The sequence below is a fragment of the Phycicoccus avicenniae genome (assembly GCF_018139485.1).
Lineage (GTDB): Bacteria > Actinomycetota > Actinomycetes > Actinomycetales > Dermatophilaceae > Phycicoccus > Phycicoccus avicenniae.
Genome location: NZ_JAGSNF010000004.1, coordinates 69,192 through 90,661, shown reverse-complemented (window position 1 = coordinate 90,661; position 21,470 = coordinate 69,192). Strand labels below are relative to the sequence as shown.

Genomic DNA, 21,470 nt, shown 5'->3' with positions numbered 1-21,470 from the left:
CCCGCTCGTCAGCCTGCCACGTCGAGCGCCGCGGGGTCGGCGAGCAGGTCGACGAGCACCCGCTGCAGCCGGCCGGCGTGGGCGCCGTCGACAATGCGGTGGTCCGCCGTGGCGACGAGGACGACCGTCGGGCGCACGACGACCTCGCCGTGGACGGCCACGGGCCGGTCCCGTACGGCGCCCACGGCGAGGTAGACCGCCGTCCGCGCGAACGGTGCCGGGGCGAGGAACGCCTCGTCCAGGCCCAGGCTGCCGACGTTCGACACGAAGGCCGTCCCGAGCGGTCGGCCGGGCTGGCCGAACGCGGGGACGCCGAAGCCGCCGACGAGCACGCTCGCCGTCGCCATGACCGGTCGCATGACCCACCACGGCGCGACCCGCACCAGCGCGCTCGTGCGGCGGTGGTGCCGGTCCTCGGCCCGCCGCAGCGTGGCCGCCGAGGCCGACAGGCTCCGGGTCACCTCGACCGTCGTGGCCCGGTCGGCGTGCTGGACCCGCACCGGCCCGAGGTCGAGCCCGTCGGCGACGTCGACCGCGAACGCGACGGTGCAGTCGTCGGTGCGCACGACCCGCCCGAGGACGACCCGGGCCCGGGCCTCGGGGACGGCGCGCAGGGCCCGCCCGAGGGCGGCGCCGACGAGGTGCAGCAGCGTCACCCGCTCCCCGGTCGTCTCCCTCAGGTGGTCCACGTGGGCGAGGGCGGCGCTGACGTCGACGACGGTGCGGGCGTGGATCCGGCCCTCGGCGGGCGCGCGCCAGGTGGCGGCGGCGATCTTGCGCCGGACGGGCCGAGGGCTCACGCGTCGCTCCCGGCGCGGCGAGCGGCCGTCCCGTCGGGTCGCTCGCCCGCACGGACGACGGGGACCCCCCGCAGCACGGTGCCGACGAGCCGGCGCGGCGCCGCGGGCAGGAGGGCGAGTGGGGCCGCCCGCCGGGGGCGGCGGACGACGGACCGGTCGGCCTCCACGGCGTCGAGCACCGCTCGGGCCGCCTCGTCGGGGTCGAGGTCGCGCAGCACCCGCAGGAGCCGGGCCCGCGCGAAGGAGGCGGCGACGGTCGGGTGCTCACGGACCCGGTCCATCATCGGCGAGGCGACGGGGCCCAGCTCGGCGACGGTCGTGCGGACCCCGGTCCCGCGGAGCTCTGTCGCGAGGGCGGCGCTCGCCTGCGTCAGCCCGGCCTTCGTCGCGCCGTAGACCGCGAGACCCGGGAAGCTCGCCACCCCCGCGAGCGAGGACACCATGACGACGTGCCCACGGCCCCGCTCGAGCATGCCGGGCAGGAGCGCCCGGGTGAGATCGAGCGGGGCCACGAGGTTGAGGGCGCTCGTGCGCTCGACGTCGTCGGGTCCCAGGTCGACGAGGAGGCCCGCGGTCTCGACCCCCGCGTTGTGGACGACGACGTCGACCGGCCCGTGCCCCGCCTCGACCCGCGGCACCAGGTCGTCCCGGGCGGCCCGGTCGGTGAGGTCGGCGGCGAACGACCGCCCGCCGACACGCTCGGCGAGCCGGCTCAGGTCCTCCTCGGACCGGGCGACGAGCGTCGCGAGGGCGCCCCGCACGGCGAGGCCCTCCGCGAGCCGCTGCCCGATCGCCCCCGTCGCGCCGGTGAGCAGGACGTGGCGACCGCGCAGGAGCATCGCCCCAGTCTCGTCGACCGCGCCGCCTCCCGCGGCATCTCGGCGGCGCCGGGTGTCGAAGGTTGCCCGGCGGTGGCTCAGTCCCGGCGGGCGAGGGTGAGGGCGAAGTCGCCCGCTGCGTCCGTCCAGCTCTGCGTGACGGAGAAGCCGGCCTCGGCGAGCTCGTCGCGGATCCCGGCGAAGCGGAACTTCGTCGAGATCTCGACGCGGATCTCCTCACCGGCGGCGACGTCGATCTCGAGGCCCGCGCCTGGCACGGTGACGTGCTGGTCCTCCTCGGCGCGCAGCCGCATGTCGACCCGCTCCATCCGGCGGTCCCACAGCGGCGCGTACGAGAAGGCTCCGGGGTCGAAGTCGGCCCCGAGCTCGCGGTTGACGACGGTGAGGCAGTTGCGGATGAACCGCTCGGTGACCCCGGCGGAGTCGTCGTAGGCAGCGAGCAGCCGGCCCTCGTCCTTGACGAGGTCGGTCCCGAGGAGCAGCCACTCCCCGGTGTCGAGCGAGTCGGCGAGCGCCCCGAGGAAGGCCGCCCGCTCCTCGCGGTAGAAGTTGCCGATCGTGCTGCCGAGGAAGGCGACCATCCGGCGGTCCCCGCGCGGCAGCCGGCCGAGGTGCAGCGTGAAGTCACCGACGACGGCCTCGACGGCCAGGCCGGGGTACCGCTCGCTGAGCATCGAGGCCGCCTCGCGGAGCGTGGCGTCGCTGACGTCGACCGGGACGAACCGGCGCAGCGACCCCCCGGGCCGGTCGGGCGCCCGGAAGGCGTCGAGCAGTGTCCGGGTCTTGTCGGAGGTGCCGCTGCCGAGCTCGACGAGGGTGGAGGCGTCGCACGCCGCGGCGATGTCGACGGCGTGCTCCGCGAGGATCGAGCGCTCGGCCTCGGTCGGGTAGTACTCCGGCAGCCGGGTGATCTCGTCGAAGAGCCGGGCGCCGACGTCGTCGTACAACCACTTCGGCGGCAGCCGGCGGGGCAGGCCGCCGAGCCCGCGTCGGACGTCCTCGACGAGGGAGCCGGAGGCCCAGTCGGGGTCGAGGAGGACCTCGACGCGCGGCTCGACCGGTCGCGCGCTCACGTGAGGTCCCGCGCGACGCCGCCGTCGGCCAGCCGGACACCCGAGAGCGCCCATCGCGAGCGGTGCGGGAAGAAGTTGCGGTACGTCGCCCGGGCGTGCCCCGCCGGGGTGAGGGCGCAGCCGCCGCGCAGCACCATCTGGTTCGACATGAACTTCCCGTTGTACTCGCCGATGGCGCCCTCGGGCGGGTGGAAGCCCGGGTAGGGGTGGTAGGCCGACGACGTCCACTCCCAGCAGTCGCCGTACACCTGGCGCAGCCGGTGCTTCCCGTCGTGGTCGGGGGCGGGCGAGGGGTGGTAGCTCTCGTCGTCGGCGAGGTTGCCGGCCGTCGCCTCGGCGCCCGCCTGACCGTCCTGGACGACGGCGTGCTCCCACTCGGCCTCGCTGGGCAGCCGCTTGCCCGCCCACGTCGCGTAGGCCTCGGCCTCGTAGAAGCTCACGTGGCTCACCGGGAGGCCCGGGTTGACGGGGAAGGTGCCGTGCAGGGTGTGCTCGAGCCAGACGCCGTCGTGCTCGGTCCAGTAGAACGGCGCGTCCCAGTCCTCGGCCCTCACCGTCGCCCAGCCGTCGGAGAGCCACAGGTCGGGACGGGCGTACCCGCCGTCGCGCATGAACTCCAGCCACTCGCCGTTCGTCACGAGCCGGTCGGCGAGGCGGTACGGCTCCAGCCACTGTCGGTGCCGGGGCAGCTCGTTGTCGAACGAGAAGCCGCCGCCCTCGTGGCCGACCTCGACGAGCCCGCCCTCGACGTCCACCCAGCCCATCGCGTCCGGCTCGCAGGACGCGCGGGGGCGTCCGGCGTACACCGGCTGGAGCGGGTTGCGGGAGAGGACGTGCTTGATGTCCATGAGGAGCAGCTCCTGGTGCTGCTGCTCGTGGTGGAAGCCGAGCTCGATCGTCGCGGCGAGCTTGTCGAGGGTGCCCTCGTCGAGCGTCGTCATGAGGTCGCGCATCCGCTCGTCGACGTTGCCGCGGTAGTCCCCGACCTCGTGCGCCCCCGGGCGGGTGACGAGGCCGCGGTCGGGGCGGGCGTACCGCGGGCCGATGCCCTCGTAGTAGCTGTTGAAGAGGAACCAGTACTGGTCCTGGAACGGGGCGAAGCCCGGTTCGTGCTCGGACAGCACGAAGGTCTCGAAGAACCACGTCACGTGCGCCCGGTGCCACTTCGTGGGTGACACGTCGGGCATCGACTGGACGGTCTGGTCCTCGGGGGACAGCGGGGACGCGAGGCGCTCGGTGTGGGAGCGGACGGCGTCGTAGCGGCTGGTCAGCGTGGTGGGGTCCCACGTCGTCGTGGTGGTCATGGCCGGGGTCCTTCCATCAGGTAGCCGGTCAGTCCGTCCATCCTTACCCATCGCTCCGACAGCCACACCTCCTCGCAGGTGAACGACGCGATTTTCGGTGGACGAGGAATAGGCAGGGGGGCGGCACCGTTCCCCCCATGTCGCATCACGGCTGTCGCGTCCGTTCGGACGTGGCGGTCGGGCCGGGACGTGCAGGGCGTCGCCGGACGAGCCGGGGTGATGGCGCGTGCAGGGGCGCGTTGGCATCACCCCGGCTCCATCGCCGTCCCGGATGACACCCGTCATCCGCTGACGATGCGTCCTGACACTGCACCGGGGGCAGCGGGGGGTGGACAGTGGTGGGGTGAGCACCCCGGCCGGAAGGACGACCGCCATGGCGGCGACGACAGGACCCACCGTGCACGCCCCCGCATCGGACCTCGACCGCCCACACCGGGGGATCCACCACCTGCTCCACCCGCAGGTGCTCGGCGTCATCATCGGCGCGTCGGGGGCCAGCGCGTTCGTCCACGTCAACCGTGTGCTGCTGCCGGACCCCTGGCCGGCGCTCGCCGTCGCCGCGTGGGCCCTGGCCCTGGCCCTCTGCGCCTGGGCGGTCCTCCTGCGTCGCCGCCGTCTGCGGGACCTCGAGCCGCCGGGTCGGTTCGCCGGGCTCGTCTACACCGGCTCGGTGCTCGGCATGCTCGCCGCGTTCGCCGTCGGCCGCGTCGCGCTCGACGCCGCGGGTCGGCCCGAGCTCATGCCCGGGGTCGTCGTCCTCGCCGTCGGGCTGCACTTCGTCCCCTTCGCCTCCGCCTTCGACGCGCCGGTCTTCGGGGTCCTCGGCTGGACCCTCGCCGGCCTCGGCGTGCTCGGCCTCGCTCTGGGATGGGTCGTCGGCGCCGAGGCCGTCGCGGCCGCCGCGGTCCTGACCGGGGTCGCGATGCTCGCCCTCATGGCCGTCGACGCACTCCGGCCCGCCCCGGCTCCGCGATGACCCCGCTCCCCGCGGTCGGCCTCCTCGAGGGCCGCGCCGGACTGCGCCCCTCGGTCGCTGCGGACCTCGACGGCGAGGACCTCGTCCTCGACGGCGCCGGGAGGGTCACCCGCCTGCGGGGCCTGCCGGTCCCGGTCCGCGAGCACCTCGCCGGGAACGGTGCGACCGTCGGTGACGACCTCCCCGACGAGGCCCGGCGCGCCGCCGACGCCCTGCTCGGCCGGCTCGCGCACCTCGCGACGAACCGCCTGACGCTGGCGGAGCACGAGGTGATGCGGCACGAGGGGACGACCCGGGCGACCGGGTACACCCCACATCCGCCGAGCGACGACGACGTCGTCCGGCTCGACCGGTTCGCCCTCCTGCGCAGCCGGGAGGACCAGCTCGTCCTCGAGTGCCCGCGGTCGGTCCACCGCTTCGTCCTCACCTCCCCCGAGGCCCGGTCCCTCGCCGCCGAGGTGGCCGTGCCCCGCCGGGTCGGCGACCTCCCCACCCTGCCCGGGGGCCTCGCGGCCGCTGAGCTGCTGGGTCACTGGGCCGGCGCGGGCCTGCTCGAGCGCGCGGACGCCGACGGGACGTTCCGCAGCGACACCGACGAGGTCCTGCGCCAGTGGGACTTCCACGACCTGCTCATGCACAGTCGCAGTCGCAGCGGCCGGTGGGACGAGCCGCTCGGTGCCCTCAGCCCTCACCGCGGACTCGTCGACCCGCTACCCGCCGTCACCGACCCCCGTCCGGAGTGTGCGCGCGTCGTCGCCCTGCCCGACCCGCCGCCCTGGTCCGGGGGCCTCAGCCTCGCCGACGCCGTCCGGCAGCGGCGCTCGGTGCGCGACTACGCCGACGCGCCGGTCACCCTCGTCGAGCTCGCGACCTTCCTGCACCGCAGCTTCCGTGACCGGGCGCGCTTCGACCCCCCGGTCGGCTCCGCCGAGGAGTCCAAGGTCTCCCGTCCGTACCCGAGCGGAGGCGGGCTGTACGAGCACGAGCTGTACCTCACCGTCCGGCGGTGCGACGGGCTCGACCCCGGCGTCTACCACTACGACGCCCTGCGGCACCGCCTCGAGCTCGTCGACGACGACCCCGAGCCGGCCCGCGCGATGCTCGCCGTCGCGGCCGCCGCCACCGGACATCCCTCGAGCCCCGACGTGCTCCTCACCCTGACGGCCCGGTTCCAGCGGATGTCCTGGCGGTACCGCTCGATCGCCTACGCCAACGTGCTGCGCACGACCGGCGCGATCTACCAGACGATGTACCTCGTGGCGACCGACCTCGACCTCGCGCCGTGCGCGCTCGGCAACGGCGACGCCGACCTCTCCGCGCGGGTCCTCGGCCTGGACTGGCTGCGCGAGTCCTCCGTCGGGGACTTCGTCCTCGGCCGCCGGGACGCCGCGGACGTCGTCGCCGGCGAGCCGCTGGCCGGGTGGACGGTCCTCGGGAGCGGCGACCCGGACTGACCTCTCGCCTCGCCCGGACGTCCCCGGCGCGGTCGGGACGTCACCGCTCAGGCCGGGACCGGCAGCCCGAGGTCCGGGACCGCCGCCGGGTCGGCCGGGAACGTCCGCGCGAGGACGGCGTAGGTCCGCAGCTCGTCGAGGATGCCCAGCCCCAGCCGGTTGTGCGTCATGTGGACGTGCGAGGAGACCACGGCCCCCGGTACCGGGTGCCCCGCGTGCCCGAGGGTGGCGACGAGGACCGCGACGTCGTCGTGCCATGTCCCCAGCACCCCCGGCAGGGGTTCGAAGGCCCCGGGCGCCGGCGCACGGTCGACGCGGGCCGTGGCCGTGACCACGGCCTCGTCCGTGCCGTACGACCGGGCCCAGGCCGCCCACGACCGACGACCGACCTCGAAGAAGACCGACTGCGCGGGCAGCGGGCCGAGCGGACGTGCGGCGGCGGCCGCGAGCCGCAGCGCGAGCCGCCGTCGGTCGGCGAGGGTGGGCACGCTCGGCAGGACGTCGACGACGAGCTCGGAGGAGCGCACGAAGAGCCGCTCCGAGGCCGCCATGACGTCCGCGCCGCCGTACCGCTCGAGCTCCGGCTCGTACGTCGCGGGGTGGGCACCGGCCGGACGCAGAGCGGAGACGGTGCGGTTCTCGCCGGTCTCGCCGCGGGCGTGCCGGGACGCCTCGGCGGTGTAGGCGGCCTCCTCGACCGGCGGCTCTCCGGCGCGCGGCGCGAGGTGCGGCTCGAGGAGCCGCTCCAGGCGTGCGGTGAGGCGGTCGGCGGCCGGGCCGTCGAGGTCCGCCACCCGCAGGCGGAGGTGCGGGCCGCCCTGCCAGTACCGGACGAAGAACCAGGGTCGGCCGGTGTCCCGCGCTGCGGGGGCGGCCACCTCCGCGAGGACGCGGTCGAGCGCGCTCGTCGCGCCGGTCGCGAGATGGAGGTGCCGGGAGGTCCAGTGCGTCATGTCGTCAGCTCCTGAGGTCGATCTGCAGTCCGCCGTGGGGGGCGTGGTGGGAGACGACGACGGCGAGGCCCACCATCTCGTCGTCGTCGAGGTCGAGGGCCGCGGCGACGTCGCGCTCGTCGAGCGCACGGACCGGGCGGGCGACGAGCCGGCGGGCCGCCGCGGCGAGCGACACCCCGTGGGCGAGCCAGCCCGCGGCGACGTGCGTCGCGGTCCAGCCGCCCGGCCCGGCCCGCCGGACCGCGGCGCGGGGACGGCTCGTCGTCACGAGGACGAGGGGGGCGTGGGCGATGTCGTTGCGGGACATCACGTCCGACCCGTAGAGGTAGGCGGCGGCGAAGCGGTCGAGGGCGTCCGGGAGGGTGGCCCGCGGGTGGAACGCCCCGTCGACGACCTCGTGCACGCCGGGCTCGAGTCCCGGCACGTCCCGGACGAGGGCGTGGACCCGGCGGCCGGCGTCGGCCGCGGCGACCGGTCCCGGTGGGGGGAGCAGCGCCCAGCGCGCCAGCGCGTGGGCGTCCCCGCGGTCGACGGCACGGTCCGCGACCCGGAAGCCGAAGAGGCCCCGGGGCATCCGTCCCGCACTCCGACGCCACAGGACCTCGGCCCAGGACCCGGCGTCACCGGTCCCCGGGTGGTCCGGGAGGCCGGTCCCGAGGGCTGCGGGTGGCCCCGGGACGACGTGCGAGCCGTAGACGCGCGCGAGGTCCTCGCCCGCGTCGTCGCCGTGCAGGACGGGGCCGGCGGCCGGGGCCGACGCCCCTGCCCACGGGTCGGGCGGCAGGTCCGGCGACACCGCGGAGCCCCCGGTGGCCGGAGCCGCGGTGTCCGGGGTGAGGACCCACGGCGGGGACCACCGCGCGGGGTCGCGCCACGTCCGGCGCGCCGAGGTGGTGCCGGCCCCGGGTCCCGGCGCCGAGACCGACAGGGGGAGCCCGTGCAGCCGGCCGAGCACCGCGAGGTGACGCAGGAGGATCCCGGTCTCGATCGCGACGAGTCCGCCGCGGAACCAGCCGTAGCCCGCGGGGACGGCGTCCCACCGCCCGGAGAGCGCGATGGTCCCCTCGTCGGCCGCCGGGCCGGCGTCGACGCCCGAGGGGACGACACGTCGTCGGTCGGGGTCGAGGACGTGCCACTCGCCGTCGGTGACGACGGCCGCCCTGACCGGGAAGACGCACCGCGGGGAGGCGTAGGCGCGGTGGTCGTTGTAGGGGTCGTCGGGGTCGCGGCGGACCGCGGCCACGGCGTGCGCCGCCAGCCGCAGCGAGGCCCGCCCCACGGATCCCGTCGCGTCGGGTCCCGCCGGGGCGGGAGCCGGGAAGGCCGTCGCCACCGCGGACCCCCACAGCCCCGACGGCCAGGGTCGGGCCTTCCCCGGGCGGGCGACCAGGTCGACGAGGTCGTCCGGCACCGGCTCCTCGTCCCCCGCCGGCCGTCCGGCCCACGGCGGCGGGACCGGCGCGTCGTCCCCGAGGGCGTGGTCGTACCAGAGGGTCTCGCGGTCGACGGCACCCTGGCGTCCCGGTCCGGGCAGCCAGCCGGGACCGGGGACGCGGGTCGGGGCGAACGTCACGGGAACGGGTGCGGGTCGTGGGGGTGCGCGGCCGGGTCACGGCCGGCGAGGGCCGCCTCGAGCCGCGGGATCCCGAGCAACCGCTGGTGGGCCTGGCCGAAGACCATCGGGACGGTGCCGGGGACGACGGTCTTCACGACGTGCAGTTCCTGGTCCCGGTGCTCGCGCGTCGACTGGTCGACGACGACGACCTCGCCCAGACCGGCGTCGGCGAAGGCGCCGGCGACGAGCCCCAGGGTCGTGCGGATGCTGCCGTCGTGCGGTCGCAGCCGCGCGGGCCAGCCCGGGAAGGCCTCGGCGAGCGAGACCTGCGGTCCGCCGAGGACGGAGGTCACCCGCTCCAGCGCCTCGGGCGCCGAGGACCAGCGGACGTGGTCCTCGAGCTCACGGACCCGCCACGAGTCGGCGACGAGGGCGCGGGCGTCGTCCTCGTCCCAGTCCAGCGGCATCGTCGCGAGCTGGGCGACCTCGCGCAGCCCGGACCGAGCGGCCGAGACCGGGTCGGCGCCCGAGCCGGCGCTCGTGAAGGACGCGGGGAACGTCCCGTCCCGGGACACGGCGAGGACCCACACGACGGGGAGGTCGACGTCCTGGGTCGCCCGGAGGAAGTGGACGTCGAGTCCCCGGGACTCGACGAGGGCGACGAGGGCGTCGACGACCGGGTCGGCGAGCTCACGGGCCGGCACCTCCGGCAGCGGGTCGCCCCGGTGCCAGGCGAGGAGGAACGCGTCCCGCTCGGCGACCTCGAAGAGGGCGTGGACGACCGCCTCGGCGAGCGTCGAGCCGAGGGCGCACCCGCTCGAGGACTCGAGGAAGACCCGACGCCGCTGCTCCGGCGGGGCGGACCGTGACGCGCGGAGGTCACGCTTGAAGGCGTGGTCGTACTGGTAGAAGCCGACCTCGGCGGGGACGAGCCGGGCCCGTCCCGAGGCGAGGTCGACGCCCCAGGCCCAGTCGAGCGGCAGGTCGGGGTGGTAGGCCTCGACCTTGGAGCTCGGGTGCGCGAGCTGCGCCGGCGAGTACCGGCCCAGCCGCAGTGGGTCCACGGCGTCCGCGGCGACCTCGCGGTAGGTACGGTCGGTGACGACGGGCGCCTCGTAGGGGAAGCCCGCGAGCCGCTCGTACGCCTCGAGGACCGCGACCGAGCGGGTCCGGTCGAAGGACAGCGCACGGCCGTGCCCCATGACGGGGCCGCCGGCGAGGACGGCCATGCTCATGGCGTACGGCACGGCCTCCTCGCGCAGGATGCCGCGGACCGGTCCGTAGCGGTCGTCGACGGCGGCGGCGAGCCGGTCCGCGTCGAGCAGGGGCGTCCCCGCCGCGACCCGGGTCGGGTCCTCGGGGTCGACCGGCGCGTCGAGGAGGTCGAGGCCCTGCGGCGCGTCCGACCCGGGGGTGGGGGCGCACCACGGGCACGTGGGGTGCCGCAGCACGTGGTGGCGGCTCACGCCGTCCGCGCCGACGACGAGGACCTCACCCTCGCGGGGCGGGCTCGTCCCGCGCAGCGTCGTCGCCGCGAGGTCGAGGAGGCTCGCCGGCGCCGGTCCCGCCGGCGTCGCGGGCTGCCGCAGGTCGACCCCGAGCACGTGGTCGAGGACGGTCCGCCGCCGGGTCTCGGCGCACGCCGGACACCCCGCCGCCGAGGCCGCGGACCACAGCGGCCCGACGACGACGGCGTCCGCGCCCGTCCGGACCGGGACGAGCGGTCGACCGGAGGTGCGCGAGCGGGTCACGGCCTCCTCGAGCACGTCGTGCTCCCAGCCGCTCGTCACGACGGGGTCGGCGCCGGTCCGGGCGGTGAGCAGGGCGGTGAGGGTCTGCAGCCCGGTGCGTCGGTCCTCCGGTCCGCGTGCGGCCTCGTGGCTCTCGACGAGACGGACGCGGCCGTGGTGCACCGGCCCGGCACCGACGTGGGGGTCGGCCGGGTGACGCCGTCCGACGAGCCGGAAGCCGCGCGCCACGAGCCAGCCCCGGATCTCCTCGGCGAGCGCCGACGCCTGCTCGGGGGTGGCGTCGCGCAGCGCGGCGGTCCCGGGGGCGCCGAGGAGGGCGGAGCCGTGTCCGCGGAGGGTGTGCACGGCGACCGCCCGCGACAGCGCGTCCCGGGTCGCGGTCCCCATGTCCGGACCCCAGGCCGTCGTCGACCGGCCGTCGGGGAGGGCGCAGCGCACGAGGACCCACGTGAGGCCCGGCACGTGGGCGGCGGTGAGCCGGGGGGAGGCGCCGGCGGCCTCGAGGGCGGCGGCGAGCCGGGCGTCGTCGCCTCCTCCGACGGCGACGCCCGACGTGCCGACGGCGCGGTCGGCGAGGGCACGGAGCGCACCGTCGAGGAGCCACCGCAGCGTGCTCGCGCCCGCCGACCCGCCGCCGCACAGCCGCCGGGACACGGCGAGCACGGCCGCCGCCGCGGCGGTCCGTTGGTCGGGGCCGTCCGCGACGACGACGCCTCCGTCGGGGGTGCGCACCCGGCGCAGGGCCACCGGCATCTGCGGCAGCGTGTCCTCGTCGAGGGGTTCGGCCGGGCCGACCCAGGGGTCGGTGAGCCGGACGAGCCAGCCGCCGAGGTCGGCGTCGTGGTCCTCGTCGTCGGCGTCGTCGAGCGTGGTCTCGTCGCCGTCGTGACCGGTCTCGCGGGGCAGGTCCAGCGCCTGCACCGCGAGCGTCTCGCCGGCGACGACGTACGCGTCGGGACCGGCGACCGAGGCGAGGTCCTGGAGCAGCAGGTGCACGGCGGAGGAGACGGCGACGGCCGTCCCGGCCGCCTCGTCGAGCCCCGGGCCGTCCCGGTCGAGGGTGCGCTCGACGAGGGAGCGCCACCGGCGCCAGCCGTGCAGGTCGTGGACGAGCGGACCGACGAGAGCAGCCCGCTCGCCCACGACGACCGGCAGGACGCGTCGCGCCCGGGGCGGGATCTCCCCGACGCGGTCCCGCGGCAGGACGGTGACCGCGACGTCGTGGTCGCGACCACCGGTGTCCTCGACGTCGCCGGAGATCCCGAGCTCGCGCAGGGCGCTGCCGGCGACGGTCAGGGCGGCGTCGGGTCCGACGAGGAGAACGCGGGCCGAGAGGATCTCCTCGAACGCCGCGTACGGCTCCGAGGAGCGGCACTCCAGGTAGGCCAGGAGCTCGGCGTGCCGGGCCCGGTCCTCCCCGTCCGGCTCCTCGGTGCCGAGGGCGTCGAGGCGGAGCACCATGTCGTGGGCCTCGAGCTGGCCGACGAGGTGACGCACCGCGGGCCGGGCCTTCTCCGTGCCGATGGCCGTGACCAGCTCGTCCTCGTCGGCGCCCCGCCCCAGCAGGGGCAGGCAGCGACCGAGGAGGTCGGCGAAGCCCGACCAGCCGGAGAGGGCGAACTCCCCGGTGCCCGACGAGACGTAGACCCCGTCGGGCAGCGGTGCGTGGTGCAGGTCGGGTCGGGCCTTGAGCCTCATCGGGATCCTCCGTGGGTGAACCGTCCGCCGGCGGGGCGGGAGACCTCGACGACCCACTCGGCGGCGTGGGTGCCCGGCCGCACACCCGGTGCGGCCTCCTCGAGGTAGAGCGCGGGGGCGTCCTCGCCGCCGCGCCGTTCGAGCATCCGAGGCAGCACCCGGACGCACAGCGCGCTGTCGAGGTCGACGTACTGCGGCTTGCTGCGGAAGCGGACCGCCTGGGCGTCGGGGCTGCCCACCGACGCCGGGCCGCTGTCGGCGGGGACGGACTTGACGACGACCTCGTGCGGGACGCCGTGCGCCGCACGCCAGCGGGCGACGGCGAGCAGGCGCTCGGCCTCGTCGGGCTCGGCGAGGGCCTGCTCCAGGTCCGCGCCGGGGTACCAGCGCGCCCGGCTCACGACGACGTCCCCGACGAGGACGCGGGGTACCCGACGGGTCGTCGTGGCATCCCGGCCGTCCCGCTCGGCCCAGGCGTCGGGCATGCCGTTGTAGAGGCGCCCCGCGATGACGAGACCCGAGGCGACCGACAGCGGCGGTGGGTACAGGCCGGGGTGTCCGCCACCGATCGGGAGGACCTTGAGCGGGCGCTCGCCGTCGACGACGTCGAGCCGGCCGGTGCCGGTGTCGTGGCGGAGCTCGAGGCGGTGCCAGTCGGCGGGCTCGAGCGTGTCGTCGAGCACCGGCGGGTGGACGTTGACGTTCATGCCGTGGTGGGTGCGGTCCTCGACGAGGGTGCTCCCGGGCTCGGCGTAGCGCTCGAGCAGCCCGGCCCGCAGCCGGGGCAGGGCGTCGCCCCCGAGGGCGCGGTCCGGCCCGAGGAAGCGGGAGAAGAGCATGCCGTGGCCCGGCAGCCCGTCGTTGACGACGAGCCGGTCCCCGAGGGACTGCACGAGCACGCCGTAGCCGAGCGGGCGGGCCCGGAGCCGGTCCGGCAGCCCGTCGAGGAGCCGGTGGACGGTGCCGACGTCGAGCACGACCTCCTCCCGGCCCTCGGCCAGGGCGGCCTCGACGGCGGCCCCGACGGCGTTCTCGATGCCGCGGCGGACGGCGTAGAGCCGCGCGAGGACGGAGTCGGCGCCGCCGATGGTGTCGAGGACGGCCGGGTCGTCGGCGGCCTCGGCGTACACGCGGGTCATCCGCTCCGCGGCGGCCGTGACGGACGCGACGAGCGCGGGCGCCTCCTCGACGAGGGACACGCGGGAGCCGGCGCCGTGCCGCTCGAGGAAGGCGTCCTCGAGCGCGACGGCGACGTCGGCGAGCCAGTCGAAGGTGGCGAGCAGGTCGACGGCCGGCCCGAGGTCGTCCAGCGCCGGCCCCCACCCCGCCGGGTCGACCGGGGCGAGCTCGACGAACCGGTCCTCGGCGACGGCGACGCGCGCCGGCCGGCCGGCGGCCCGGCTCAGCGTGCCGAGCGTGGTGTCGAGCGTCTCCACGATCTCGCGGCGTCGTTCCGCGGGGGCCTCGGCGAGGTCCGCGAGGGCGCGGCCGACGGCCGGCAGGTGTTCCGCGAGGAGCGCGGACCCCCGGGGGTCGAGGTCGAGCAGGTCGGCGTCGGTCGTCGGCTCCAGCGTGCAGAGCAGGCCCTGGGCCACGGCCGACCGCACGACGCCGGCGACGACCTCCCGGTCGTCGGTGCGCAGGGTCTGCGCGACGCGGGCCACGACGCGCGAGAGCGGCGCCGGACCGAGGGCGACGGCGTCGACGACCTCCGCCAGCGGCGAGGTGAGCGGGACGCCGACGCGCTGCCAGCCCTCGCTCGTGGGGCGCAGGACGTAGAGCCGGCCGTCGGCGACGGCGCCGGTCGCGGGGACGCCGACGTGCGGGTCGTCGCCGAGGACGCCGTCCCGCTCGAGCGCGCCGCCGACGACGTGGTCGAACATGACCCGGTCGAGGGAGCAGACGGACCGCTCGTCGAGGACGACGGGGGTGTCCGGGTGGGTGCCGCCGGGTGCGGCGTGGGTGAGCCCCACGGCCGTGAGCCGGGACAGGGGGCTGGTGCGGACCGCGGCCCGCAGGACGTACTGCAGGAGCCCGCGCTCGGCCTTGAGGACCCGGCTCGCCGCGCGGCCGCTGTCGGCGACGGCGTCGACGTAGCGCCCCGCCTGCCGGGCGACCTCCGGGGCGACGAGCTCGAGGGAGGCCCGCAGCGAGGGGTCGGTGAGCTGCCGGGCGAGCTCACGGCGTTCTCGTGCCAGGGCGTCGGCGTGGCCGTCCCGGACCTGCGCGACGACGTCCGCCCGTCGGCGTGCGGCCTGCTCCCACGCGACGACGGAGGCCGGGCGCGGGCCGTCGGGCAGGGGGCGCCCCTTGCGCAGGGCGCGGCTGACCCCGAGGAGGGCCTTGCGCTCGGCCGGGTCCTCCGTGGCGCCGACGAGGTCGTGCAGCTCGGCGCCGGCGCTCTCGGCCGCCCGTGCGGCGTCGGCGTCGGCGTCGCCGAGCCGGGCGAGGAGGGCGGCCTGGTCCGGGTCGGACAGGAGGGCCCGGGCGAACGGGTTCATCCGGTGGAACCACACCGGGCCGGCGTCGGACGGCTCCGGGGCGGCGGTGTGGCGGGGGGGCGCGAGGTCGGTCATCGGGTGGCCTCCTGTCGGGGACGCGGCGCGGCGGCCGCGAGGCGGTCGGTCCAGGTCTCGCCGAGCACCTCGTCGACGGCGTGCGCCACGGCCCAGCAGCCCCAGGCCCGGTGCAGCGGGGAGACGCCGAGGAGCGGCAGCTGCCCGTAGACGCAGTTGACGAGCACGCGGTAGGCGGCGAACCACTCGCCCGCGCCGTCGGTGGCGCCGGACCCGTGGACCGCGCGGTGGAAGTCGGTGTCGGGGTGGTCGGTGGTCGTCGCGGGCCGGGCGGCGGCGTCGGGGTCCGCCGCGGCGTCGACGGCGGCGTTCGTGAGGTCACCCCGCCGGACCGACTCGTCGAGCACGCCCCTGGTGTAGGCGACCGCGGTCCGCCAGGCGGTGACCCCGCCGCCGCCGTCACCGCCGAGGAGCTCGGCGACCCGCTCGACGATCGGGCCCCGCTGCTGCTCGTAGCGGGCGTGCAGCTCGGGTCGCAGGTCGCCCCGCGGGGACCAGGAGGCGAGCAGCGCCTCGGCGTGCGAACGGAGCGAGAAGGTCCCGAAGCCGGCGCCGAGCACGTGGGCGTCGGCGACGACGGTGAGGACGTCCAGAAGGGTCGCGGGCAGGCGGTCGGGTCGCTCGGCGACCTCGCGGAGGTTCCCGACGAGGGCCGGGGCGAGGACGGCGTCGGCGAGCCCGCGCAGCGCGGCGGTCGGGCCCGTGGCCTCGGCGGCCGCCCGGTCGAGGAGGAGGGTCGTGCCGTGCTCGCGGAGCGGCAGGTAGGGCGGGTCGACCCGCTCGAGCCGGCCGCGGACCCGCGCCCGGTCGAGGTACTCCTCCGGGTCCAGCGGCGTCGCGGGCGGCGGACCGGCGTCGAGCGACCGGGCGAGGGCGGCCCACACGTCCCGATCGGGGGTCGGCCCGACGGCGACGACGTCGACGTGGGGTCCGCCGAGCCAGCCGCGGCGGAGGCGGACGAGCCGCCGGCCGCCGTCGCGCACCTCGTCCCAGACGGGGAGCACGGTGTCGCGGACCCACGCGGGGGTCACCTCGCCGTGGGTGTGGACGCGCAGGCCGACGACCTCCAGCTCCGGGGGGCCGGCGGGGGTGCCGGTCGGGGTGGTCGTGCGTGTCATCGGGTGCTCCGTTCGGGGTCCGTCCGTTCGTGTCCCCTCCGTCCTCTCACGCGGGTGGGGGCGCCGGACAGGTCCGTGGGCCGAGGTGGTGACAGCCGTCATCCGGCCCGTGACGGGGCCGTCCCCGACGCCGCGTACCCACGGGTGTGGGGCTCGTCGTGGGGACCCCGCCCGCCGTGCCTGCCACCTCGGACCGGGAGGTGCCTCCCGAGCTGCGCGGCGCGGGATCGTCCCGGAAAAGACTGCAGGACAATGTGTCTCGTGACCGACGGTGGTGCCGGGAGCGGAGGCTCGCCGGCACCGCCGCCGTGACGTGGGTCATCCGCGGGGTGACAGGGACGACCGATGCGGCACTCGACCCTTCAGCTGGGCACCGGCACCGACCTACGTTCGTCGTGGCGCAAGAACAGCCGCTGGGACATCCGGTGGTAGCGCCGGATCCCAGATCACCACCACGAGAAGGAGAAGAACATGAGCAAGGACACCCAGGACATCACCTTCGACGGCTTCGACGTCCAGGACGTCGAGGTGCTCGAGGCCGCGGACGGCACCGCCCTCCCCGAGATGGGCGCCTCGAGCGGCTCGATCGGGACCTCGTCCTCCTCGAGCTCGACCTGCTCCGCCTGCTGAACCCCGCGTTCGCAGCGCACGACCACAGGACCCACCCGGTGCACCGGGTGGGTCCTGTCGTGCGTGCCGACCGGTGTCGGCGACCCGCCCGTCCCGAGGGGTCTGCGCAGGATGACACCCGTCCCGGCCGCCGTGACCCCGCGTCCCGTCGCCCGGTGACACCGGTCACGTGGCTCCCGTGTCCTCGCGCACTGCCGCGGGGACCCCCCTCGCGACGAGAGTCGGAGCATGCCGACGACCACCCCGGTCGCCGCACCGACCCGAAGAGGAGACGGCCATGGAGGACACCGCCACCGCCCGCCGCAGCACCCCGGCGCGCCACGACCTGGCAGGGGGCACCGGCTCATGACGACGACACCCACCCGCGCTCCCGCACCGCGGACGGCGACGGCCACCGTCGCCCCGACGACGCCGCTGCCGGCCCCGCACCCCGAGGCGACCCGGTCCCCCGCCCGCTCCGGATCGGCCCCGCGCCCCGGTGGCCAGGCGGTCCTGCGGCTGGTCGTCGGCCACCCCTGCCGGCTCACCGGCGAGGTCCTGGCCCAGAGCCTCGGCGGCTCGGGCGACTTCGCCGCCATCAAGCTCGTCCACGGGCTCGAGCAGGTCGCCGACGTCGTCGCCGGCTGGCACCCGCACGTCGTCCTGCTCGCCGGCGTCGTCGGCCGCCCGTCGCTCGAGCTCGCGAAGGAGATCGCCGAGACGCACCGCTGCGGTGTCGTCGTCGTCGCGACCGAGCCCTCCCGCGCCGCCGTCGACACGGCGCTGCGCCAGGGCAACATCAGCCTCCTGTCCCACCAGGCAGGGCTCTCCCACCTGCTTCACGCGGTGCGGGGGACGGCGATGGGCTGCCCGACGATCGACACCTCGTTCGCTCCGTCGGCGGACGACGCCGACGGCTGCACGCTCACCCCCCGGGAGCGGGACGTGCTCCTGCTCACGACCGAGGGCCTGCCCGTCAAGGAGATCGCGACCCGCCTCTTCCTCACCGGGGGGACGGTCCGCAACATCAGCTCCTCGGCGATCCGCAAGCTCGACGCGCGCAACCGCTACGAGGCGGCGCGGCTGGCGCACGACAAGGGGTGGCTCTGAGATGACGGGCCCCTGCGACCCCGTCGTCGTCGGCGGGGGGATGGCCGGTCTCATGCTCGCCGCGACCCTCGGCGGCCACGGGCGCCGGTGCACCGTCCTGGAGCGCGCGTCGTCCCTCGACGAGGTCGGGGCCGGGGTGCAGCTCTCGCCGCGCTCGGTGAACCTGCTGCGCCAGACCGGTGTCCTCGGGGCCGTCCTGGAGCGGGCCGTCGCGGTGTCCTCCCGCGAGGTCCGCTCCTGGCGCGGGGAGGTCATCAGCCGCACCGAGCTCGGCGACTCCTGCGAGGAGCGCTACGGCGCCCCGTACCTCGCCGTGCACCGCGCCGACCTCCAGTACGCCCTGCTCGGCGCCGTCCCGGAGGGCACGGTCCGGCTCGACGCCTGCGTCACCGACGTCGACACGGCCGACGGCTGCGCCACCGTGACCCTCGAGGACGGGAGCGTCGAGCAGGGCGACGTCGTCGTCGGCGCCGACGGCATCCGCTCGACCGTCCGCGGCACCCTCGTCCCGGACACCCCTACGCCGAGCGGTCTCGCCGCGTACCGCGCGCTCGTCCCGACGATGCTGTGCCCGCCGGAGGCCGCCGAGCCGGTCGTGCGGATCTGGGTCGGGCCCGGGTCGCACGCCGTCGTGTACCCGATCCGCGGCGGGGAGATGCTCAACATCGTCGCCGTCGTCCCCTCGAGCGGCGGCGGCGAGGACTGGACCGCGCCGGCGCCGGTCGACGAGCTGCTCGCCGCCTACCTCGGCTGGGACACCCTCCTCGCCGCGATCGTCTCCCGGGTCGGCGCCACGAGTGCGTGGGCGCTGCACGACCGGGAGCCGCTGCACCACCTGGCGCGGGGACGCACGGTGCTCGTCGGTGATGCCGCGCACCCGATGCTGCCGTTCGCCGCGCAGGGGGTGAACCAGGGCCTCGAGGACGCCTGGGTGCTCGGCCGCTGCCTCGCCGCCCCGGAGCCGACCGGCGTCGTCGAGCGGCTCGCCGCCTACAGCCGGCTCCGGGCGCCGCGGGCGGCGCAGGCCCAGGTGGCCTCGCGCCACCTCGCGGCCTCGCTCCACGTCCCGGACGGCCCGTGGCGGGACGTGCGCGACGCGCAGCTCGTCGCGGGCGCCTCGCTCTCCGCCCAGGACGAGCTCCTCGCCCCGCTCGGCTGGCTGCCCCCGGGCTGAGCCGCCGACCCACGGCACGACGAAGGGCCCGCCGGCTGGTCGCCGGCGGGCCCTTCGTCGTGGGCCGTCAGCCCTGGCTGCGGCGGACCGAGACGAACCAGGCGACGCCGACGACGACGTGCATCGCGGCGAGGACGAGGCGTCCCGCGAGGTCGCCACCCATCGACAGCGGCATGAGCGCCGTGCCGACCCCGAGGACGACACCGATCCACGGCAGCGCGGTGACGGCGGCCGCGGAGATGCGGGAGGCGACCAGGAGGACGGCGCCGCCGACGACGAGGGGCACGACGGTCATCGTGACGACGGAGACCGGGGCGACGGTGACGGCGGCGGCGCCCGGGGGGACGACGACGGTCTCGACGCCGGCGATCCGGGCGATGGTCTGCAGGACGATGTTGGCGACGAGCGCGACGACGGCCGCCCGGACGACGACGGCGACGAGGGTGGACACGGTGGGCACGGGCCGCGGGGCGACCTCGGCGGTGGGCGTGATGGTGGACATGGGAGGTTCCTTTCGTGGGGTGCCGGTCGGCACGGGGTGGACGGGGGTCACTGCTCGCGGCAGTACTCCTCGATGGGGTACCCGACGTGCCGGTCGGCCGTCGGGAGGTACCCGAGGACGAGGTGTCCCGGGCGCAGCTCGGTGCTGTTGAGGACCTCCGCGCCCGGGCCGAGCACGCGGACGTGCCAGTCGTGCTGGAGGATGAGGTTGACGGGGCGGCCGTCGGCGCTCTCGGCGTCGATGCTGATGAGCGGACGGCTCTCGATCTTGACCCGGCCGACCGTGACGAGCCGGGTGCTGCCGTCGGTGCGGACCGCGGTCACCCGGTCGCCGGCGGTGAGCTCGCTGAGGTAGCGGGTCCGGCCTCCCTCCCCCACGGTGTAGGAGTGGATGGCGCCGGCGTTGACCCGGAACGGTCGGGTCGGCATGTACGGCAGCGGGTGGGTCTCGCTGACGCAGAGGATCTGCCCCTTCGACGTCGAGCCGACGAGGATGCCCTCGTCGAGGCCGAGATAGGAGCAGGTGTCGATGCACGCTCGCTCGCCGAGGCCGACGTGCGTCGTGCGCACGACCCGCAGCTCCTCGAGCTTCACCGGGTCGCTCCCGGCCCGGGCGGCCGAGCGCAGGGCCCCCGCCTCGCCGACGGCCCGGGCCCGCAGCGCGACCCCGTCGGAGCCGTGCTCGAGGACGGTGAAGACGATCTCCGCCTCCTCGAGGTCGCCGGCGAGGGTGACGACGGAGCCCGACGCCCCGGAGGCCGCCGCGAGGACGATCTCCAGCGGGATCTTCGTCGGGTCGCGGAAGCGGATGACGGTGAGGTCCTCGCGGGCGGCCGCGACGCAGGCGTCCTCGAGGGTCGGGGCGTCCGCGACGTCGACGTAGACGCCGAACCGGACGTCCGGGTGCGCCCGCTCGAGGGCCTGCCGCTCCTCGGGGGTCATCGGTGCCACGACGACGTCGGCGGCGCCGATCGGGGTCGTGGTGTCGATCGGCTCCTCGGACAGCAGGACGCGGTCCACGGACGGGGGCAGGTCCGCGAGGTCGTCGGGGTGGGCCGTGACGAGGGCGTCGATGCCGTGGTGCAGGGCCTCCTCGACGATCGCGTCCCGGGACGGGGCCTCGCGCAGGTCAAGCCAGCACAGCCTGGTCGTCGTCGACATGGGTCTTTCCTTCCTCGATGGGGTGCGGGCTCGCGACGAGACCCGGTCTCCGGTGGATGAGTGCCGCCACGCAGGCGGTCGTGCGTCGGGGGTCGGCGGCGCCGAAGAGCGCCCGACCCATGGCGAGCCCGCCGACGCCGGCGGCGACCGCACGGCGGACGTCGGCGAGCAGCCGCCGCTCGTCCTCGCGTGGGGGGCCTCCCGCGAGCAGCAGGGGGACCGGACAGCTCGCGACGAGGTCGCGGGTCGTCGCGGTGTCGCGGGGGGCGGAGGTCTTGACGAGGTCGGCCCCCAGGTCGTGCGCGACGGTGACGGCCCGGAGCAGCAGGTCGGGGTCCGTCGGGTCGATCACGCCGGGACCGCGCGGGTAGGCCATGACGAGCAGCGGCAGCTGCCACCGCTCGCAGGCGTCCGCGACGGCGGCGAGGTCGCGGAGCTGGTCGGCCTCGGTCCTCGACCCGAGGTTGACGTGGACGCTCACCGCGTCGGCGCCGAGCCGCAGTGCCTCCTCGACCGAGGTGAGGAGCACCTTGGCGTCGGGGTCGGGAGCCGAGGCGGTGCTGCCGTTGAGGTGCAGGACGAGCCCGACGGCGGCGAGGTGCTCGGGGGCGACGTGCCGCACGGCGCCCTTGTGGAGGACGACGGCGTCCGACCCCCCGGCGGCCAGCGCGGCGACGAGGTCGTCGAGCGAGCGCCCGGGGCGGGTCACGGGACCGCAGGCCAGGGTGTGGTCGAGCGGGGTCACGAGGAGCCCGCTCGGGGAGTGGCGGTAGAGACGTCGCAGTCGCGTCTCGCGGGGGCCGGTCCGGGTCGTCATC

Annotated in this window: 17 protein-coding genes; 5 read left to right on the top strand and 12 right to left on the bottom strand. The window is 76.4% G+C overall.

What is annotated here, in order from left to right; all coding sequences use genetic code 11:
• Positions 1 to 8 precede the first annotated feature (8 nt).
• The 4 genes from KC207_RS04430 to egtB all read right to left on the bottom strand — a co-directional run bounded on the left by KC207_RS04430 (position 9) and on the right by egtB (position 4,016).
• Complete coding sequence (locus KC207_RS04430) at positions 9 to 800, bottom strand: 2-oxo acid dehydrogenase subunit E2 (protein ID WP_211601702.1); 792 nt, start codon at positions 798 to 800, stop codon at positions 9 to 11.
• Positions 797 to 1,639 carry an SDR family NAD(P)-dependent oxidoreductase gene (locus KC207_RS04425; protein WP_211601701.1) on the bottom strand — a complete coding sequence of 281 codons (843 nt, stop codon included), beginning with the start codon at positions 1,637 to 1,639 and terminating at the stop codon, positions 797 to 799. The genes KC207_RS04430 and KC207_RS04425 overlap by 4 nt, the downstream gene beginning before the upstream one ends.
• Before the next feature lie 77 nt (positions 1,640 to 1,716).
• Positions 1,717 to 2,712 carry an L-histidine N(alpha)-methyltransferase gene (egtD, locus tag KC207_RS04420; RefSeq protein WP_211601700.1) on the bottom strand — a complete coding sequence of 332 codons (996 nt, stop codon included), beginning with the start codon at positions 2,710 to 2,712 and terminating at the stop codon, positions 1,717 to 1,719.
• Positions 2,709 to 4,016, bottom strand: a complete 1,308-nt coding sequence (gene egtB / locus KC207_RS04415) for an ergothioneine biosynthesis protein EgtB (protein ID WP_211601699.1) — start codon at positions 4,014 to 4,016, stop codon at positions 2,709 to 2,711. The genes egtD and egtB overlap by 4 nt, the downstream gene beginning before the upstream one ends.
• Positions 4,017 to 4,359: 343 nt before the next feature.
• Here egtB and KC207_RS04410 point away from each other — a divergent pair, with 343 nt between their 5' ends.
• Together KC207_RS04410 and KC207_RS04405 are read left to right on the top strand one after the other, a co-directional pair.
• Positions 4,360 to 4,992 (top strand): hypothetical protein, encoded by a 633-nt coding sequence (locus KC207_RS04410; RefSeq protein WP_211601698.1) that lies wholly within the window; start codon positions 4,360 to 4,362, stop codon positions 4,990 to 4,992.
• Entirely contained in the window at positions 4,989 to 6,446 is a 1,458-nt protein-coding gene (locus KC207_RS04405) for a SagB/ThcOx family dehydrogenase (RefSeq protein ID WP_211601697.1), read from the top strand. The genes KC207_RS04410 and KC207_RS04405 overlap by 4 nt, the downstream gene beginning before the upstream one ends.
• 47 nt (positions 6,447 to 6,493) lie before the next feature.
• Here the strand turns inward: KC207_RS04405 and KC207_RS04400 are convergent, their stop codons facing one another.
• Genes KC207_RS04400 through KC207_RS04380 form a run of 5 tightly spaced genes read right to left on the bottom strand, consistent with a single transcriptional unit; the run spans position 6,494 to position 16,097 of the window.
• On the bottom strand, positions 6,494 to 7,399 hold the full coding sequence (locus KC207_RS04400; protein WP_211601696.1) for a thiopeptide-type bacteriocin biosynthesis protein: 906 nt from the start codon (positions 7,397 to 7,399) through the stop codon (positions 6,494 to 6,496).
• 4 nt (positions 7,400 to 7,403) lie between these two features.
• On the bottom strand, positions 7,404 to 8,972 hold the full coding sequence (locus tag KC207_RS04395; protein WP_211601695.1) for a nitroreductase family protein: 1,569 nt from the start codon (positions 8,970 to 8,972) through the stop codon (positions 7,404 to 7,406).
• Positions 8,969 to 12,403, bottom strand: a complete 3,435-nt coding sequence (locus tag KC207_RS04390) for a TOMM precursor leader peptide-binding protein (RefSeq protein WP_211601694.1) — start codon at positions 12,401 to 12,403, stop codon at positions 8,969 to 8,971. The genes KC207_RS04395 and KC207_RS04390 overlap by 4 nt, the downstream gene beginning before the upstream one ends.
• Positions 12,400 to 14,979, bottom strand: coding sequence for a lantibiotic dehydratase family protein (locus KC207_RS04385; protein WP_211601693.1), 2,580 nt, complete (start codon positions 14,977 to 14,979; stop codon positions 12,400 to 12,402). The genes KC207_RS04390 and KC207_RS04385 overlap by 4 nt, the downstream gene beginning before the upstream one ends.
• Entirely contained in the window at positions 14,976 to 16,097 is a 1,122-nt protein-coding gene (locus KC207_RS04380; RefSeq protein ID WP_211601692.1) for a hypothetical protein, read from the bottom strand. Before KC207_RS04380 ends, KC207_RS04385 begins: the two co-directional genes overlap by 4 nt.
• 471 nt (positions 16,098 to 16,568) lie before the next feature.
• Here KC207_RS04380 and KC207_RS04375 point away from each other — a divergent pair, with 471 nt between their 5' ends.
• From KC207_RS04375 to KC207_RS04365, 3 genes are all read left to right on the top strand, one after another.
• Positions 16,569 to 16,727, top strand: a complete 159-nt coding sequence (locus tag KC207_RS04375; RefSeq protein ID WP_211601691.1) for a thiazolylpeptide-type bacteriocin — start codon at positions 16,569 to 16,571, stop codon at positions 16,725 to 16,727.
• 345 nt (positions 16,728 to 17,072) lie between these two features.
• Positions 17,073 to 17,816: a response regulator transcription factor gene (locus tag KC207_RS04370; protein ID WP_211601690.1), complete on the top strand. Its 744-nt coding sequence runs from the start codon at positions 17,073 to 17,075 to the stop codon at positions 17,814 to 17,816.
• Between the two features lies 1 nt (position 17,817).
• Positions 17,818 to 18,990, top strand: a complete 1,173-nt coding sequence (locus tag KC207_RS04365; RefSeq protein ID WP_211601689.1) for an FAD-dependent monooxygenase — start codon at positions 17,818 to 17,820, stop codon at positions 18,988 to 18,990.
• A 67-nt stretch (positions 18,991 to 19,057) separates the two neighbouring features.
• Here the strand turns inward: KC207_RS04365 and KC207_RS04360 are convergent, their stop codons facing one another.
• The 3 genes from KC207_RS04360 to KC207_RS04350 are packed head-to-tail and all read right to left on the bottom strand — an operon-like array spanning position 19,058 to position 21,469.
• Positions 19,058 to 19,492, bottom strand: coding sequence for a DUF6069 family protein (locus tag KC207_RS04360; protein WP_211601688.1), 435 nt, complete (start codon positions 19,490 to 19,492; stop codon positions 19,058 to 19,060).
• Positions 19,493 to 19,539: 47 nt separating this feature from the next.
• Positions 19,540 to 20,652 (bottom strand): 3-dehydroquinate synthase II family protein, encoded by a 1,113-nt coding sequence (locus tag KC207_RS04355; protein WP_211601687.1) that lies wholly within the window; start codon positions 20,650 to 20,652, stop codon positions 19,540 to 19,542.
• On the bottom strand, positions 20,621 to 21,469 hold the full coding sequence (locus tag KC207_RS04350; protein ID WP_211601686.1) for a 2-amino-3,7-dideoxy-D-threo-hept-6-ulosonate synthase: 849 nt from the start codon (positions 21,467 to 21,469) through the stop codon (positions 20,621 to 20,623). Before KC207_RS04350 ends, KC207_RS04355 begins: the two co-directional genes overlap by 32 nt.
• Between the last annotated feature and the right edge of the window lies 1 nt (position 21,470).